This window comes from Aestuariivivens sp. NBU2969, assembly GCF_019931125.1.
GTDB classification, from domain to species: domain Bacteria; phylum Bacteroidota; class Bacteroidia; order Flavobacteriales; family Flavobacteriaceae; genus Aestuariivivens; species Aestuariivivens marinum.
On the sequence record NZ_JAIOUU010000004.1, the window covers coordinates 82,084 to 99,191 of the forward strand.

General features: G+C 32.7%; 17 protein-coding genes. 4 read left to right on the top strand and 13 right to left on the bottom strand.

Features of this window, described 5'->3' with window-relative positions; all coding sequences use genetic code 11:
• Positions 1 to 5: 5 nt before the first annotated feature.
• From dgoD to K7G79_RS04715, 3 genes are read right to left on the bottom strand one after another with little or no spacing between them, the layout of a single operon-like run.
• Positions 6 to 1,175: a galactonate dehydratase gene (gene dgoD / locus K7G79_RS04705; protein WP_223549648.1), complete on the bottom strand. Its 1,170-nt coding sequence runs from the start codon at positions 1,173 to 1,175 to the stop codon at positions 6 to 8.
• 18 nt (positions 1,176 to 1,193) lie between these two features.
• Positions 1,194 to 2,009, bottom strand: a complete 816-nt coding sequence (locus K7G79_RS04710) for an SDR family NAD(P)-dependent oxidoreductase (RefSeq protein WP_223549650.1) — start codon at positions 2,007 to 2,009, stop codon at positions 1,194 to 1,196.
• Positions 1,997 to 3,874: a right-handed parallel beta-helix repeat-containing protein gene (locus K7G79_RS04715; RefSeq protein ID WP_223549652.1), complete on the bottom strand. Its 1,878-nt coding sequence runs from the start codon at positions 3,872 to 3,874 to the stop codon at positions 1,997 to 1,999. Before K7G79_RS04715 ends, K7G79_RS04710 begins: the two co-directional genes overlap by 13 nt.
• Before the next feature lie 73 nt (positions 3,875 to 3,947).
• Between K7G79_RS04715 and K7G79_RS04720 the strand changes: the two genes are divergently transcribed.
• Positions 3,948 to 4,922: a GntR family transcriptional regulator gene (locus K7G79_RS04720; protein WP_223549654.1), complete on the top strand. Its 975-nt coding sequence runs from the start codon at positions 3,948 to 3,950 to the stop codon at positions 4,920 to 4,922.
• A 217-nt stretch (positions 4,923 to 5,139) separates the two neighbouring features.
• On the opposite strand, the gene rpmA is transcribed toward K7G79_RS04720, so the two are convergent.
• The 4 genes from rpmA to K7G79_RS04740 form a co-directional block, all read right to left on the bottom strand.
• The gene (gene rpmA, locus K7G79_RS04725) at positions 5,140 to 5,400 is read right to left on the bottom strand and encodes a 50S ribosomal protein L27 (RefSeq protein ID WP_223549656.1); all 261 of its coding nucleotides are present in this window, start codon (positions 5,398 to 5,400) and stop codon (positions 5,140 to 5,142) included.
• Positions 5,401 to 5,425: 25 nt separating this feature from the next.
• On the bottom strand, positions 5,426 to 5,929 hold the full coding sequence (gene rplU / locus K7G79_RS04730) for a 50S ribosomal protein L21 (protein ID WP_223549658.1): 504 nt from the start codon (positions 5,927 to 5,929) through the stop codon (positions 5,426 to 5,428).
• A gap of 115 nt (positions 5,930 to 6,044) precedes the next feature.
• Complete coding sequence (locus tag K7G79_RS04735; protein ID WP_223549660.1) at positions 6,045 to 6,482, bottom strand: DUF4199 domain-containing protein; 438 nt, start codon at positions 6,480 to 6,482, stop codon at positions 6,045 to 6,047.
• Positions 6,483 to 6,823: 341 nt separating this feature from the next.
• Positions 6,824 to 8,557, bottom strand: coding sequence for a S1C family serine protease (locus K7G79_RS04740; RefSeq protein ID WP_223549661.1), 1,734 nt, complete (start codon positions 8,555 to 8,557; stop codon positions 6,824 to 6,826).
• Positions 8,558 to 8,815: 258 nt separating this feature from the next.
• On the opposite strand from K7G79_RS04740, the gene K7G79_RS04745 reads away from it, so the two are divergent.
• Positions 8,816 to 9,196, top strand: a complete 381-nt coding sequence (locus K7G79_RS04745; protein WP_223549663.1) for a heavy-metal-associated domain-containing protein — start codon at positions 8,816 to 8,818, stop codon at positions 9,194 to 9,196.
• A gap of 84 nt (positions 9,197 to 9,280) precedes the next feature.
• On the opposite strand, the gene gldD is transcribed toward K7G79_RS04745, so the two are convergent.
• The 4 genes from gldD to mutY form a co-directional block, all read right to left on the bottom strand.
• A complete protein-coding gene (gldD, locus tag K7G79_RS04750; protein ID WP_223549665.1) occupies positions 9,281 to 9,886 on the bottom strand; it encodes a gliding motility lipoprotein GldD in 606 nt (201 codons plus the stop codon).
• Between the two features lie 32 nt (positions 9,887 to 9,918).
• A complete protein-coding gene (locus K7G79_RS04755) occupies positions 9,919 to 11,223 on the bottom strand; it encodes a gliding motility-associated protein GldE (RefSeq protein ID WP_223549667.1) in 1,305 nt (434 codons plus the stop codon).
• Between the two features lie 46 nt (positions 11,224 to 11,269).
• The gene (locus K7G79_RS04760; protein WP_223549668.1) at positions 11,270 to 11,725 is read right to left on the bottom strand and encodes a single-stranded DNA-binding protein; all 456 of its coding nucleotides are present in this window, start codon (positions 11,723 to 11,725) and stop codon (positions 11,270 to 11,272) included.
• 89 nt (positions 11,726 to 11,814) lie between these two features.
• A complete protein-coding gene (gene mutY, locus K7G79_RS04765) occupies positions 11,815 to 12,855 on the bottom strand; it encodes an A/G-specific adenine glycosylase (protein WP_223549670.1) in 1,041 nt (346 codons plus the stop codon).
• A 141-nt stretch (positions 12,856 to 12,996) separates the two neighbouring features.
• Between mutY and K7G79_RS04770 the strand changes: the two genes are divergently transcribed.
• Positions 12,997 to 13,287 carry an HU family DNA-binding protein gene (locus K7G79_RS04770; RefSeq protein ID WP_223549671.1) on the top strand — a complete coding sequence of 97 codons (291 nt, stop codon included), beginning with the start codon at positions 12,997 to 12,999 and terminating at the stop codon, positions 13,285 to 13,287.
• Between the two features lie 410 nt (positions 13,288 to 13,697).
• A complete protein-coding gene (locus K7G79_RS04775; protein ID WP_223549673.1) occupies positions 13,698 to 15,242 on the top strand; it encodes a ribonuclease E/G in 1,545 nt (514 codons plus the stop codon).
• Positions 15,243 to 15,299: 57 nt separating this feature from the next.
• On the opposite strand, the gene K7G79_RS04780 is transcribed toward K7G79_RS04775, so the two are convergent.
• Complete coding sequence (locus K7G79_RS04780; RefSeq protein ID WP_223549674.1) at positions 15,300 to 16,085, bottom strand: carbonic anhydrase; 786 nt, start codon at positions 16,083 to 16,085, stop codon at positions 15,300 to 15,302.
• 408 nt (positions 16,086 to 16,493) lie between these two features.
• A complete protein-coding gene (locus K7G79_RS04785) occupies positions 16,494 to 17,033 on the bottom strand; it encodes a hypothetical protein (protein WP_223549676.1) in 540 nt (179 codons plus the stop codon).
• Positions 17,034 to 17,108: the final 75 nt, after the last annotated feature.

Consider the following 17,108-nt stretch of genomic DNA (forward strand, 5'->3'; position numbering starts at 1 on the left):
ATAGTTTACCAGTCTAAGATCGCATTATCTTCATCTCTAATAGTATTTGAATGCACAAATTCCTGTTTAAATGGGTGTTTTTTAGCTTCCTCTTCATTGATTTCAATTCCCAAACCTGGTTTCTTAGGGACATTCCAATATCCATTCTTAGAAGTGATTTCTGTTTCAACCACATCCCATCTCCAGGGCACATCGGTTAACATATCTTCCTGAATTAAAAAATTAGGAGTAGATAAAGCAAAATGTAATGCTACCGCATTGGCCACAGGTCCCAAAGGATTATGAGGAGCTACTCCCATATTATATACTTCTCCCATAGCTGCAATTTTTTTTGCGGCCCATAATCCCCCACAATGACACAAATCAGGTTGTATGATGTGAACCGCATTTTTTTCGAAAATTTCCTTGTACTGATAAATAGATACGTGACGTTCACCAGTTGCTATTGGCACTTTTGTATTATCAGTAACCATTTTAATGGAGTCTATATTTTCTGGTCGCACAGGCTCTTCACAAAAGAAAGGATGGTATTCTTCTATGGCATTTATGTATTGAATGGCCATAGCGGGAGTGGTTCTGCCATGGAAATCTACCATAAGATCAATATCCTCACCAACAGCCTCCCTTAATTTTCCAAACATATTAGCAAACTGTTTTACTTTACTTCTGCCTTCTATGGTTTTAGAATAAGGAACAAACACTACTTTCAATGCTGTGTACCCCTTGTCTATAACATTTTTGGCGAGTTCAATAAGGGGCTCTACTGAAAAGGTATCATAAACAGCTTTCATGTTGCCTCCTCCCAAATGGGTATACATACGCACCCTGTCACGAACCTTTCCTCCTAAAAGTTCAAATACCGGAACACCTAAATCTTTCCCTTTTATATCCCAAAGCGCCTGTTCTATTGCGGATATTGCCGACATGCCAATAACTCCCAAAGCCCAAAATGATTGCCTGTACATTTTTTGATAGAGATGTTCAATATTTCGAGGATCTTCTCCAACAACCATAACCTCAAAATCTTCTAAAGCTCCAACAAGAGCTCTTGTTTTCCATTCTAATGATGCTTCCCCCCATCCAAAGAGTCCGGGTTGATCGGTTTCTATTTTAACAAATACCCAATTGCGCATTTCGGCATTTACCACCAAGGTTTTTAGCTTTGTAATCTTCATATTTACGATTATTACTTTTTACTTTGGTTGCACCCCTTGTACGCAGTATCCCCCATCACATCTAATATCGGTTGCTGTTATATTAGCCGATTCATCACTGGCCAAAAACACAAATGTATTAGCAACTTCTTCCACTGAAGCAACAGTTCCCCTTGGGTGTATTCTACTAAATTCTAATAATGCTTTTTCCGGATTACTGGAATTTTCCTGAACAAACCTATGCAACATAGGAGAATCTACAGTGCCAGGAGAAATCGAATTAACCCTAATGTTATAAGGCGCTAATTCCATGGCATGGCCTCTCGCAAGGGAATTTAACCCTCCTTTGGTCGCCCCATAAATAGCGACCTCAGGAAAGCCATTGTGTCCTGTTACACTAGACATATGTATTATAGACCCTACACCTTCTTCTTTCATATAAGGAACCACCTCTCGCGTAAACAAAATAGGAGCTCTTAAATTGACACTAAGTACATGGTCGATGGTTTCAGATGTTAATGTCTCTAATCGGGTAGAAGGCATCACTGCTGCATTATTAATTAGTACATTTATGCCGCCCATAAAGGCAACACTTTCTTTTACAAAGTCTATAATTTCATCTTCAATTCTAATATCTACAACCTTACTAAAAACCTCAATATTACTGTTTTTAAGAATTTCTTCTGTCTCTGAAAGTGTTTTAGGATTGGTAGCACATATAGCGACTTTAGCTCCATGCATTCCCATGGCCTCAGCCAAACCTCTTCCAATACCGTTTCCGGCTCCTGTTACTATGACCTTTTTGTTTTGTAACCTATTCTGAACGGTATTCTTAGTTTTTTCTATTGCTTCCATACCTTTAATTTTATTTTCCCAGGCGACAGGTTATTGAATGGCCCTATTTTATTGTTTGTCGAAGAACGTTCGTTTCCAAAATAATCGGTATCGATTGTTAAAGACGTACCATCCCTATTTTCATAAATAGATTCAGATATGATAGGAATACCTAATCTCCTTGTAGTAACCATTAGAGTGTTTACCTTTAAAATTGAGTCTCCTAATTCTGTTATAAGGTAAACATCGCCTTCGTTTTCTTCAATTTTAAATGAAGGGTTCCTGTCTGAAATCTCTATAGCATTTATTTCTTTTTCATAGGGCTTTGCCCCATTGTAATATATATTCCCTTCGGATATACTTGGAAATCCAGCATTTTTATATACCGATAATCCGTCCTGGCTTACAAAAACATTGTTTAAAAAACGGTTGTCTCCGCCATTAATATTCCTAAGACCTGCTACCTTCGTTGAGTGTGGAAAATGATATGGGGTAAAACGATCCAACACTTTAAGAATAGCAATTTGGCCTGCAAATAAATTATGAGCAAAAGCCCCTCCTTCAGACCAGTCCGTCAATGAAGTTTTTGATAGAAATATATTATTATCAACCAGATAAGGACCATGGTTCACCTCCGCAAACAAATCATCCTTTGTATTGTCATAAAATAAATTACTCGTGACTCTTACCCCTTGAGCCATCCAATCGAGCCATATACCTCTTCCCGTATTATGTATCCAATTATTCATTATCAACATATCGATAGATGCGTGTATTTTAATTCCAGCCATTTCGGCCCCGGAAAATGCCCGTTTCGTCCATATATCGTATATATGGTTATTGTAAATCTTACTGTAAACAGCTCCTAAACTTCCAACTATCCCCGCTTGTTCACAATTAAAAATTACATTGTTTCGCACAATATGCGATCCTATTTTTTCTTTAGACCATCCTGCTTCCAAAGCCCTAAAAATAACCTCGTTGTAATGAGTAGAACCATCCTTTTCGGGATTGTTCATCCAAACATTTTGACCTGTAGATCTATCTTTACCCAAGGTTATGCCAACTGCTTTGGAATTACTAATAATATTATTTTCTATAATCCAGCCCTTGCTCCAATGCGTTCCAATCAACCCTATTTGTTCGGCTGTAGGTGCCGCCCACTGCGTGGCTGCCTGGCTCATGATAAAACCACGAACAGTAATGTAATTAATTCCTGGTCTACTGGAATAAAAACAACTTTTCCTGACATTAATCTCTATCTTTTCTTTATTAGGGTTAAACTTTTGAAAGTTCGCCCAAATTGTAGTATTGAGGTCGTCAACTTCGCAGTACCAAGTATATTTAGATGCTTCCTTGTCCAGAGCATCCGAATAGGGTTTGGATTCTATAACATCTTCGAGTTTTGATTTTTCAAATAAAGATTTGCCGTTTAAAAAGACTTCGCCAGTATGGTGATTTATTCCTTTATTGTTCAACCAATCCCCTGTAAGCAAATCTGAATAAGGATTATAACTACCAAAAAAGCTATTAGGTATCACCACTTTCCATACATGTCCCTCTACTTTTTCCCAACCGTTTATTACTTCTGAACCTTTAATTTCAACTTTTTCACCTGGTGCTGCTCTAAAAACAATTCGTTTTAAATCGCTCTTACCTCCCCGTACTGGATTTACCCATTCTCTATAAACTCCTTCATGTACAGTAACAGTATCACCCGGAAACAGATGTTTAACTGCTTCCGAAATCGTTCTGAATGGCGCTGATGCTGAACCTGTATTATTATCATTCCCTTTTACCGAAACATAATATTCCTTGGCAAAAACTTTCGCATTTATAACAAAAAAGGTCAGCACAAAAAACAACAAAGCCTTTAACATATTCATTATATTTGATTAAATTATTATTAGTAGACAAATATAATTAAAAATATCGTACTAGTTAATACCAGTTACTAAAATGCTAACAAAAGTTGATGTAATTATTCGCTATATCGAAGAATTAATTGAAAATGGGGAGTTATCTTATAGAGAACGCGTCCCTTCTCTTACTGAAATGATGAAACGGTTTGCAGTATCAAGAGACACCGTCGTCAGGGCTTATAAAAAACTTAACAATCGTGGTATTCTTAATGCGGTTCACGGAAAAGGATATTTTGTTGCAAATAAAACTATTGTGTTTGAAATAAATCTTTTTTTATTTCTTGACGAATTATCCTCCTACAAAAACACGTTGGTAAAATCAATTGAATTGCACCTAACGAAGAAAGGAAAATATAATATTTTTTTCCATCATTATAATGCCGACATGTTTGAAAGACTTATTCAAGAAAATTTAGGGCAATATACGCATTATGCCATAAGCCCCTTCCCTAAGACTAAAGAAGTACAAAAGTCTATCGAACAAATACCTGAAAACAAATTAATTTTATTGGATCGACATGACGATCAAGATAAAAAATGGCGGTTTGTAGGGCAGGAATTCTTTCAGGATATAACAAATTGTTTAAACCAATTACAGGAACGCATTAAAAAGTACAAAAGATTTATTTTTATTTTTCCCGAGCCTTCATACCACCCTAAAGAACTTAAAACAGGATTTGAAAAATACTGCAAAGGCCAACATATTAAATATTCTATTGTATCTAATATAACATCTGCAACCATTAAACCAAATGACGCCTATTTGGTAATTGATGACAATGATTTAGCATCTGTAGTAAAGACAGTTCGAAAAGAAAATTGGATCTTAGGACAAGACATAGGACTTATTTCTTACAATGAAACACCTTTAAAATCTGTCGTTTCTGATGGCATCACAACCATTTCTACAAATTTTGAATTAATGGGAGAACTATTAGTGAAAATGATTTTAAATCCTAAAATAAAAAATATTCATAACGAATCTCAACTTATTTTAAGGAACTCTTTTTAAACCTAGATAGAACTGTAATAATAAACAGCAATTACAACAATCGGTCGAAGCGTTCGTCTTCTTGACTACCCTTGAATCAAACCAGCAAATTCATTTTACCCCTTACAATCCATATACCAATAGACATATAACATCCCTTAAAAATGTTCATTCAATCCATAAAAAAACCCTTTCTGAAAACAGAAAGGGTTTAGTAGTATTTTAAGAAACCTATTTCTTAAGCTTGAAAAGGCTCAATAGAAACATAAGATTTGTTGTCTTTTTTCTTAGTAAACTTTACAATACCATCTATTTGGGCATGTAATGTATGGTCTTTACCAGCATATACATTTTCACCTGGGTGGTGTGTATTTCCTCTTTGTCTTACGATAATGTTTCCAGCTATAGCAGCTTGACCACCAAAAATCTTAACACCTAAGCGTTTCGATTCTGATTCTCTACCGTTTTTCGAACTTCCGACTCCTTTTTTATGTGCCATTGTATTTCGATTTTATATTTTAATATTAACTTAAAGCAGCAATTAAATCGGCTTTCTTCATAGAAGAAATCCCTTCAACACCTTTTGCTTTTGCTATCTCCTTTAACTCAGCAACAGTTAATTTGCTTAAATCTTGGGTTGCTTCTTCTTGTTTAGGAGCTTCTACTTTTGGTTCTGCTTTCTTTTCTACTTTCGCAGGAGCAGCTTTTTTTGCTCCTGAAGCAGCAATACCTTCAATTACTATTTCGGTTAAAGCTTGACGGTGACCATTTTTTACACGGTAACCTTTACGTCTTTTCTTTTTGAAAACTATAACCTTATCACCTTTTAGGTGCTTTAAGACTTTTGCACTTACTTGTGCTCCGTCTATAGCTGGGGCGCCAACAGTTACATTGTTACCATCGCCTACTAAAAGAACATTATCGAAAGCTACTTTCTTACCTTCTTCAGTTTGTAAACGATTAACAAAAACTTTTTGGTCTTTTTCAACTTTAAATTGTTGCCCTGCTATCTCTACAATTGCGTACATAGCGTAACGTTTTTATTAATTAATTTTTATCAAAAAAATGAGCCTGCCTCTCGGAAGGCGGGTGCAAATATACTGCTAATTAATTAAACTACAAACGTTTTATTTATTTTGAAGATTATTTTGATTCTTTTTTAAAGAGCTGCATAACAGTAAGCGTGCAAATAACCGTAGTAGCAAAACCCATAATAGCAACCACAGCAGTTATCATGCCCACATTAGTGTCGAAACCGCCTTTTATAGTGGCTAACAATTGTGAAACAAAATCGGTATTAAGTTCAGTAGCATACAATAGAAAAAAAGCGGTGAATAAAATGGTGGCAATTGACCCAGTTATTAAGCCTGCTTTAAAACCCTCTCCATATGAAAACATCTCTAAATATTGCAATTTATAAACTCTTACAGCTTCATAAATACCAAAAGCGGTAATAACTGCATTAAAAAAACTAAATACCGGATTAATGTGTTTATTAAATAGCGACAGCAATAAAAAATAAGCTATTAAAACAGCGCTTGTAACGAGACCAAACCGAATAGGAAGAGATATTGTTTTCATCTAATCAAATCTTTTAATTATAAAAGCCTGCTAAAAAATGAGGGGTAAAGTGAAAAATTATGCTTTTTTTTTAAATCTTTACCCTGCACTATTATAAGTGACTTTAAAATAGATATTTTCTTGTTGTAGCTAGAAACATTACTAAAAAGGTTTTTTAAATTTCGCGAAAAAAATTGATTTAAAATAATTTCGAATTAAAAAATTTAAAATAAAGCTATGTAGACTACATCTTTTATAGAACACCTCAAAATTTTATTCACTAATTATATAATATAAATAATAATTTAGGAAGAATATCAACATTAAAGAATAAACCGAAAATTAAAAGTATAACTACTTTGTTAAATATCGTTTTCTGGTGTTCTTAATATTTGACTTAAAACTTTTTCTAAATGTTCTAAAGGAATAGCTAATGAGCTCACTCTATTTCTTCTAGATATATTAAGCCCCACAACTTTACCATCTAAATTAATTAATGGCGTACCGCATTGATCTATATTTAATGGCATATCATGAGCATAAGCATAAGGAAATCCATCTTTTACTCTATTGGTTATCACATTATCTGCTATGTGATGCTTATGCTCACTAAAATCTCGCTCTCCTAGCACAACATCAATATTCATTACAGCATCATCTCTTAAGATTGTAATTACTACTTTTTGCCCTGGTTTTGTATCTGAAAGTGCTTTTATCAAATCGTCAAAATCACCTATAGAAACTAAATTAAATTCTATAATTTTATCATCTGATAACAACCCAGCTTTATTTGCTGCTTGCCCGTCAGAGACACTTTTTATAGTTGCTACACCACTTTGTTTAAAATCAACACCTAAATACCCTATATTTCTAGTAGATATAATATCTGCTTCTAAGCCTACAATTCCAGACCATCCAACACGTTCGTTATTTAGAACAGTACCTAATATCTCTCCAACATAAACTAATTGCTTAGTTGTGATATCAATACTATTTAGTTTCTCTTTTGTTTTTATTTTTAATACTGCTAAATCATTATCCTTATCTCTTCCAATAAGACTGGCCTGAAACATACTACCATTATATAATGTACAATATATTTGATCTTCTCCAATTTCAGAAGATTTTGCAACAATATATCCATCTTTGCTAAAAATAGATCCTAGAGTAATTTTCTCTATAGAAGAATCATGGATACTTCTTATTTCAACAACAGCTTTATAAATTGTTTTGTTTTTCTCACTCAACACTTTTACTAAAGTTTTTTTCCCTCCCTTCAATACAAATGGATTAACGGTATTTGGAGCTTCAGTAATACTATCATCATAATTCACCTTTTTATGATTTATTGTCTCTCCTGAAATCAGTCTTTTCCAATTTTTCTTTACATTTTCTACAGAAGAATAAAAATTTCCATCAATTTCTTTATTGATATAACTGCAAACACCAACAACTTCACCATTTAAATTAAATAATGGTCCTCCTGAATCTCCAGGCTTCATAATACATGATGTTTTTAAATAATCATTAGCTGTTATACCTTTATAAAAACCTATCCTAGTAATAGCCTGTGGGTCTTTTTCTGAGGATCCTGGATAACCAATCATTAAACAAGCTTCATCTTTGGCTAAATTTGAAGCATCACCTAATTGAGAAAACACAAGTTTTTTTAGAGGTTCTATTTTCATTAATCCATAATCCGCTGTGTAATCTTTTCCTAAACAAACTGCTAAATACTGTGAACCATCATGTAATCTAACCTTGAAGTTTTTTTCAACCGCATCTATAACATGTGCAGCAGTAAGTATATACCCATCTTCAGAAATCATAACACCACTAGCAAAAGAGTTTCCGGTTTCAACCTTTACCATACTTTGTGATAACTTATCATGTATTTCAAAAATTCTTTGCTGTATTTCCGCAACTCTTTTTTCATCATTTAAAACTCTATCATTAGCATTAACAGTACAATACCTTATTTGGGTATTATCTGAAACATACTTCTCTAAAGTATTTGACTTTGTTGTGAAAAAAAAGCAGATAGACAGACAAGATATTAAAAGTATCAAATGTCTTTTTTTTAAAGTGACACTCATATATTATGATTTTTTATTTTTACTATATTAATAGACTCTAAAAATGCAATAACCCCTCACAATAAAGTGTTAAAATAAAACAAGATTTTCTTAATAGATATTTTACAATCAAATCTTAGAAAAACTTATTCAAATTAATCATTCTATAAAAAAATATCATTAAATCTAATTTTTAGAATTAGAAAATTGGGTTTATTATTACTCAATAAACTTCAATATTGATTAAATTTGTTTACTAAAAGTATAAACAAAATTTTTATGGAAACAATAAAATATATTTTAAGTTTATTCATAATAGCAATGCTTCTTACGGGTTGTAAAAATGAAATCAAGCCCGAAATAAAAACAGTTAAAGTAGAGACCACAAAAGAACTAGATTCCAATGTTACTTTTACCAAAGCAGAATTTACTGTTGAAGGTATGACTTGTGCTATAGGGTGTGCCGCTACCATTGAAAAAAGGATAACTAAAATGGAGGGGGTAAAATACGCTAAGGTAGATTTTGACAGAAAGCTAGCTATGGTTGAATACAATAAAGCCAAAGTAAATCATACATTATTGGAAAAAACAGTAACTAGCATTACCGATACTTATAAAGTAACCGACATGAAAACTGTTGATACTTTTTCAACAAAATAAATTTCTGTAATAAATTTAAGTTTAGGCTTTTGTTAGTTAATTTGAAACTTAGTTCAAACCTATTATATTAGACTTTAAAAGTTTTTATTCCCACTTAACCGTTTCCATAATATGCTTAATATCTTTTTGCAAATAATGGGCTGCGGGTAAAATGGAATCGTAATTAGGTTTTGTGTTAAAGTAAAGTGACCCTGTTAAGAAATGATTGATACTGTCGGTTACGTAAAATTGTGATTGAGATGCAGCATTCCCTCCAACTTTATAGAACATCCCATACACCTTTTCATCACTGTCTTCATAACGTTCTTCTAAAATGCCATCTGCTTTAACAGTATGTTTTTGAGTGAAATTTTGGGCATCTCGCAAAAATTCCACTAAATTCTTTTCACTGCCTTCAACAGCTTTATAGGTTAAATAAATAGTGCCTTTCATGGTTGGGTATTCCAAATTCACACCATAACTACTTGTAGTGCCTTCAACTGGCCTTATTATTAAATTTGTAGCCAAATTGTTTTTTTCAAAAGAAAAAGGCAAAGCTATTTCAGCTTTATTATATTTTGCTTTAGGATAATCTAATCGCAAATAGGCTCTTGGTTTTGGCACTACATTTTCACCACAAGATAAAATGCCCAAAACAGTTGCTATCAAAAAACATCTTAAAAAAATATTGAACTTTATTTTAACAAGCATAGAAAATTTTTTTCTGTTTTCAGTTTTATCCTTTAAGAAATGGTAAACTTTAAAAGTTTAATACGCTTTTTGTCTAAAGCCTCTATGGTGAAAACGTAATTTTCAAAATTTATTTTACTGTTGAGCTTAGGGAAACTTCCTGAAATTTCTAACACAAAACCGGCAATAGTTTCAGCTTCTCCTTTATTAACCTCAAAAATCGATTCATCCTCAACCTGAATAACCTTATAGAAATCCTTTAAAGCAGTTTTACCTTCAAAAACATAATTATTATCATCAAGCTTAGAATAAGTTAAATCCTCATCGTCAAACTCATCACTAATATCCCCAACAATTTCTTCAATGATATCTTCCAAAGAGATTAATCCAGAAGTTCCCCCATACTCATCAACAACCACAGCCAGATGTACCTTTTTCTCTTGAAACTCTGCCATAAGGTCGTCTAGCTTTTTATTTTCCGGTACAAAAAATGGTTCGCGTATAAGCCTAGCCCAATCAAATTGTTTTCTATCAATATATGGCAATAAATCCTTTACATACAATATACCTTTTATGGTATCAATATTATCTTGATACACTGGAATCCTAGAATAACCGTTTTCAATAATTTCAGGCATAATATCTATATACTTTGCCTCTATATTTAATGCAAATATATCAATACGCGGACGCATAACTTGCTTGGTGTCTGTATTACCGAAGGATACAATGCCTTGTAAAATTTTTTGCTCTTCCTTAGTAGTATCCTCATCACTAGTAAGTTCTAAGGCCTGTGATAGCTGATCGACACTTAAATTAGATTTCTTTTTCCCAAATTTGTTATGTATAGAAAGGGTTACACTTCGCATAGGCAAACTAATTGGGGAAAGAACAACATCCAATACTTTTAGTGGGTAAGCCATAAAGGATGCAAATTTAAGTTTGTTTCTACTTGCGTATATTTTAGGCAAAATTTCACCAAAGAACAAAATTAAAAAGGTAACGATTACTACTTCCAATATAAAACGAAAGACTTGTGATATGATGTTATTAAAAATAGAATTGCCCAAATAAGCAAATAGGATAACAATGGCTATATTTATAAAATTGTTTGCCACTAAAATGGTGGCCAACAGTTTTTTAGGACGCTCTAAGAGATTGGAAATAATTTGGATGCGTTTAGGGTTTTGCTCCATTTCAGCATCAATATCTGTTCTACTAAGGGAAAACAAGGCCACTTCAGCCCCAGAGATTAATGCTGAACAAATTAATAACAATACTAGTAATACAAAACCGCCCACCATTGAAAAATCAACAGCTAAAGATAATAGTATATAACTCGAAGGGTCGGGATCCAAATAATAAGATATTAGTTAAACAATAAAAAACGGTCCACCTTTCTGGTTAAAAAGGCAGATCATCGTCTTCATCACCAATTGGTTCAATACTATGTTCAGGAAAAGTATTTTCTTTTGGCTGAGCATTTTGATTATTATTTGAATTTGCATTAACCTCACTTTCAGTTTTGGCAGTTAAAAAGGTGAAATCGGTACACTGTATTTCGGTAGAATACCTATCATTCCCTTTTTCATCCTGCCATTTTCTTGTTTTCAAACGACCTTCAATATAAACCTTATCACCTTTACTTAAATACTTTTCACAAATTTCAGCACCTTTATTACGCACCACTATATTATGCCATTCTGTACTTGTAACCCGTTCATTGGTTTGTTTGTTGGTATAGGTTTCGTTGGTAGCCAACGGAAAACGCCCTACACAACCTCCACCTTCAAAATAATGCATTTTCACCTCATCCCCTAAATGCCCTATAAGCATTACTTTATTCAATGTTCCTGACATGTGTTTTCTTTATTTTAAAAAGCAAAATTAGTCATTTGCTTTGCATTTTTTTAAAATTAATAAAAAAATGTGATTGCTTAACTATTGTTTTAGAATTTAAAGGCTTCAATGAAATTTCCTATTAAAACAGGAACCGCATATTGGTGAATATCTTTTGTAAAAATGCCTTTACTTCCTAAGTCATCAACTTTCACAATCCAAAACTTTGTATATAAATGCTGATGAGATAGCTTATGAACTATTGTATCTTTATTATATAAGGTAATATCAAAGGTTTTGTTTTTTAATAGATCATTAGTATTCAATAAAACTTTCACTTGTGGAACACCAATAGCTTTAACTGTCTCTATTAAAGGAAATTGATATAGGTTTTGCCATATCCCCTTATCCTTACGTTGTTCTAATACTGTTTTACCATCATTTGAAATAAATACCAAAAAATTGAAATGCTTTTTTTTAACTTTTGCTGGTTTAAGTTTTACGGGTAACATGTTTATTTTATTTGTGCCTAATGCTAAACACCCCTCCTGCAATGGACAAACCGAACAATCTGGATTTTTAGGTCGGCATTGACGAGCACCAAACTCCATAATGGCTTGGTTAAACAAAGCAGGATTATCATTATCAATTAATTCTTGTGCTAGCGCTTTAAAATCTTTAGCCCCAATAGTTGTATTAATGGGTGTTTCAATAGCAAAATATCTGGATAATACTCTATACACATTCCCATCAACCACTGCAGTAACATTATTAAAACAAATAGAAGCTATGGCGCTTGCCGTGTAGTCACCAACGCCTTTTAACTTTAATAGGTCCTTATAGTTATTTGGAAAAACCCCATTAAGTTCATTAACAATATATTTAGCGGTAGTATGCAAGTTTCTAGCTCTGGAATAATAACCCAACCCCTGCCATAATTTTAGCACTTCACTTTCCTTAGCTTCAGCAAGATCGAAAACCGTAGGATATTGTATCAAAAATGTTTCGTAATAAGGCAGCCCCTGGGTCACTTGAGTTTGCTGTAAAATAATTTCCGATAGCCAGATATGATAAGGGTTGGTTGTCTCTCTCCATGGCAAACTGCGTTTATTAACTGAATACCAGTGCATTAAAATTTTAGGAAATTGCATGAATACGATTTAAACAAAGTGCTAAAATAAACGTTTATAATCTTAAATTTTAATGAATTAGGTTTGAAATATTGAATATTTAATTCCTATATTTGCATCCCTTTAAAAACGATAATAGTAACTAAAAAATAAAAAATAAAAATGACTAAGGCTGATTTAGTAGCAAAAATTTCTGAAAAATTAGGAATTGAAAAAGGAGATGTTCAAGCAACTGTTGAAACATTCATGGAAGAAGTAAAAATATCATTAGAAAGTGGTGACAATGTTTACTTAAGAGGTTTTGGAAGCTTTATTATTAAAACAAGAGCTGAAAAAACTGGAAGAAACATTTCCAAAAACACAACTATTAAAATACCAGCTCACAACATTCCAGCATTTAAGCCTGCAAAAGTTTTTGTTGAAGGCGTTAAAACTAATGTAGAAGTCAAGTAAAAATAATATGCTGTCCCGATAGCTATCGGGATTAGCCTTAAAAAGAATCATTAATTTAAAAGACACTATTTATGCCAAGTGGTAAAAAACGCAAAAGACATAAGGTAGCGACGCATAAACGTAAAAAACGTAGACGCGCTAACCGTCACAAAAAGAAAAAATAAACTAAAAGAGTAGTTAGCTAACTACTTTTTTGGTTTAAGACACACAACGTTCTTTGAAATGAGCTTACTAAACTAAGCTCCACGGATTTAAAAAATCCTGTGAAATAACATCTTATTACAACTTTGATTTTACGTCATAGAAGTAAAAAGATGATATCTGATGATTGAATACCATGTTTTCTACATCAGAAAAATATTGTATAATCCATCTGTCACATGTGTTTGTGGTGGATTAAAATTAACTAAATGGATAAAGAATTGATCATTAGATCTAGTTCCGAAGAAGTTGATTTTGCCTTACTTAAAGATGGAAAACTTATTGAATTACAGAAAGATGAAGATGGTAACAACTTCTCTGTTGGTGATGTGTTTATAGCCAAAATAAGAAAAGCTGTTCCTGGACTAAATGCCGCATTTGTTAATGTAGGTTATGAGAAAGATGCATTTTTGCACTATCATGATTTAGGGCCAAAACTACCTTCTCTTTTAAAGTTCACAAAACGTGTAAGCACAGGTAAACTAAGAGATTTTTCTTTAAAAAATTTCCCATTTGAAAAAGACATTGATAAAGACGGTAAAATTACTGATGTCTTAAAATCAAATCAATCGCTATTAGTACAAATAGTAAAAGAACCCATATCTACAAAAGGGCCAAGAATAAGTTCAGAGCTTTCCATTGCCGGTAGATATATTGTTCTGGTCCCTTTTTCCAACCGTATTTCTATTTCTCAAAAAATAGAACATAAGGATGAAAAAGATCGATTAAAACGACTGGTTAAAAGTATAACACCACCAGGGTTTGGCATTATAGTTCGTACGGTAGCAGAAGGCAAAAAAGTAGCTGAACTAGATCAAGACTTACAACGTTTGCTTAGTCGTTGGACAGCAATGTGTAAAAAGCTACATAAAGCCCATCATCCTAGTAAAGTTTTAGGCGAAATGAATAAAGCCTCGTCTATTTTACGAGACATATTCAACGATACCTTTACAGGCATTACTGTTGATGATGAAGAGCTTTTCTATCAAATTAAAGATTATGTGCAGGAAATTGCACCAAAAAAAGAATCAATAGTTAAATTGTATCAGTCTACCGTTCCCATTTTTGAAAAGTTTGGAATAGAACGGCAAATTAAAACCTCTTTTGGCAAAACCGTTTCTATGGCAAAAGGTGCTTATTTAGTGATAGAACACACCGAAGCACTGCATGTTATAGACGTAAATAGCGGTAACAGATCTAACAAAGCCAATAACCAAGAGGAAACAGCACTGGAAGTTAATTTAATTGCAGCCACCGAAATTGCCCGACAATTACGTTTGCGTGATATGGGAGGTATTATAGTGGTTGATTTTATAGACATGACCAATGCCGAAAACAGGCAAACCCTGTTTAACCATCTTCGTGATGAAATGAAAGATGACAGGGCAAAACACAAAATATTGCCGCCAAGTAAATTTGGTTTGATACAAATAACAAGACAGCGTGTACGCCCAGAAATGAACATTAAAACCCGTGAGGAAAACCCTAACAGCATTAATGGTTCGGAGGTTGAAGCTCCTATTGGTATTGTACAAAAAATAACGCATGATCTTGAACGACTATTTAAGAAAGACTATAAAAAGCTGACCTTAAACACACATCCTTTTATAGCAGCCTTTTTAACAAAAGGTTTTCCATCTGTACGTTCAAAATGGTTTTTTGAACACAAAAAATGGGTTAAAATTTTACCAAGAGATGCTTACACATATCTAGAATACCACTTTTTTGATAAAGATGGTAAACAGATTAAATAATAAAAACCCTTTACTTATCTAGGTAAAGGGTTTTTTGCTTTCATATAACAAATCTATCTAATAATTATAACGTACAACCCTTCCATTTAAGGCCTGCTCATTCCTGTAATTATTAAGAGGCATAGTTTCTTTAAGTTTCAAGACTTCTGATTCAGACAAAATAATAGGCTCTTTAAAAACAATCCAATTCACATTCTCAGTGCAAGGTGGAGTTGTTAAAGAACCATTGTATGAATAGTAATGCTTATCCTTTAAAAAAAGACTCGATAAATCAATTTTTTGATGTATTTCTTTTGACTCTCCATTTTGCAAAGGCAAAAAACTTTCAAAAAATTCAAACAATTGACTTTGGTCTCCTTCTTCTCCAAAAATACCCAATACAGTTATTTCTCCTGTTCGGCCAACATGTACCAAGTGCATCTCTATGGGATAAATAACCCCATTGATTTTATGTTCTGAGGGTTCGTGAAAATGGATTTGCTTTAAACAATACGTCTTATTATTATAATTTATTGAATCACCTTCCTCAAAATTAAATTGAATGGAGTGCCCATTATTATCAACATTGCTTATTAATGTACTTGGCGTATATAATATTTTTAAATCGCCCTTCTTTTGTACAGAATCCACATCTTTGTGTAAAATGTTAATAGGTGATTGGTGTTTACCACCACAATCTGAGTTTTTCTCTATATCTACCCAGTGTTTTGGAGATGTTTCGCCGGAGTAACTCCAATGTGACTCTTTATTTTCAAGATTTAACTGTGATGGTTTTTTTGTGTTATTGCAAGACACTATAGCACACAAAATCGAACAGCCTAAAAGTATATTTTTAACTGTCATAATAAATAGAAAAATAATTTTATTCTGCAAAGTTACTGATAGTAGCTGCATTAAAAACTTACTTTTGTCAGCTTTTGTATTTTTTTGAAAAAAATTTTTTCCAATTTCTTTTACAAAATATTTGTTGAAAAATTGCTTTTAAAATAGGAAAAATTCTATGGTGCCGGATTGGGGGTGGTTTGATGTATTGCGTTAATTTCAGATACCAATGCCTCACTTAAATTAATATGAACACTATCAAAATTCTACTTAGGCTGTTTTATTTTGGTAGCTCTAAAATATTGATGGCTATATCCCCTTTCCTTTTTTGTTAATTAAAGAGCCTTTGTCTGATACTTTTACTAATTGAAAGTAATGAAGGATTTAAGGTTTTGTACTTTATCGCTTTAAACAACTTTATTATAACCATTATTCTTTAAACTCTAGTTTAGAAAAAATAAACACATAATCATTTATAAATTTATTAAATAACGATTCTGTTGAAAAATAGGTATAAGAGTAAATACTTTCCTTTTTTTGAAAATACAAACTTCTAATAGCAGAGTTTTTACCATTAAAAATATAGCTTTCTTCTATTAAATATGTTTCCCCAAATACAGTTTGAATTTTTTCTTTTTCGTAGTAATAATTCTGTACATATTCAGTCATCTTTGAGTTTTTCATCATGTTTTCAATGAATTCACTTAAACTCACCTGTTCATTTTCTAATGACCGTATCTTACACAAATGTATTTGAACAATTGGCCGTTTTTGGGAGTACTTTACAGGTCTAAAGCTCACTTCACCATGAATATCCAAAAAAGGATGCCATGTGTCGGGCAATATAAATTTATAATCCAAAGTATTTATTTGATTTTCAAGAGAAATTTCCTCTCTCTGTTTTCTGGGAACATAGTTTGCACATCCCATAAGCATTACAAAACCAAGGAGAATAACACTACTCTTCATATTATTTTTTTCTGATTTTAAAATTTTTTACTCATATTAAGAGATACTAGAAATACTTTTTATCAAACTATAGAT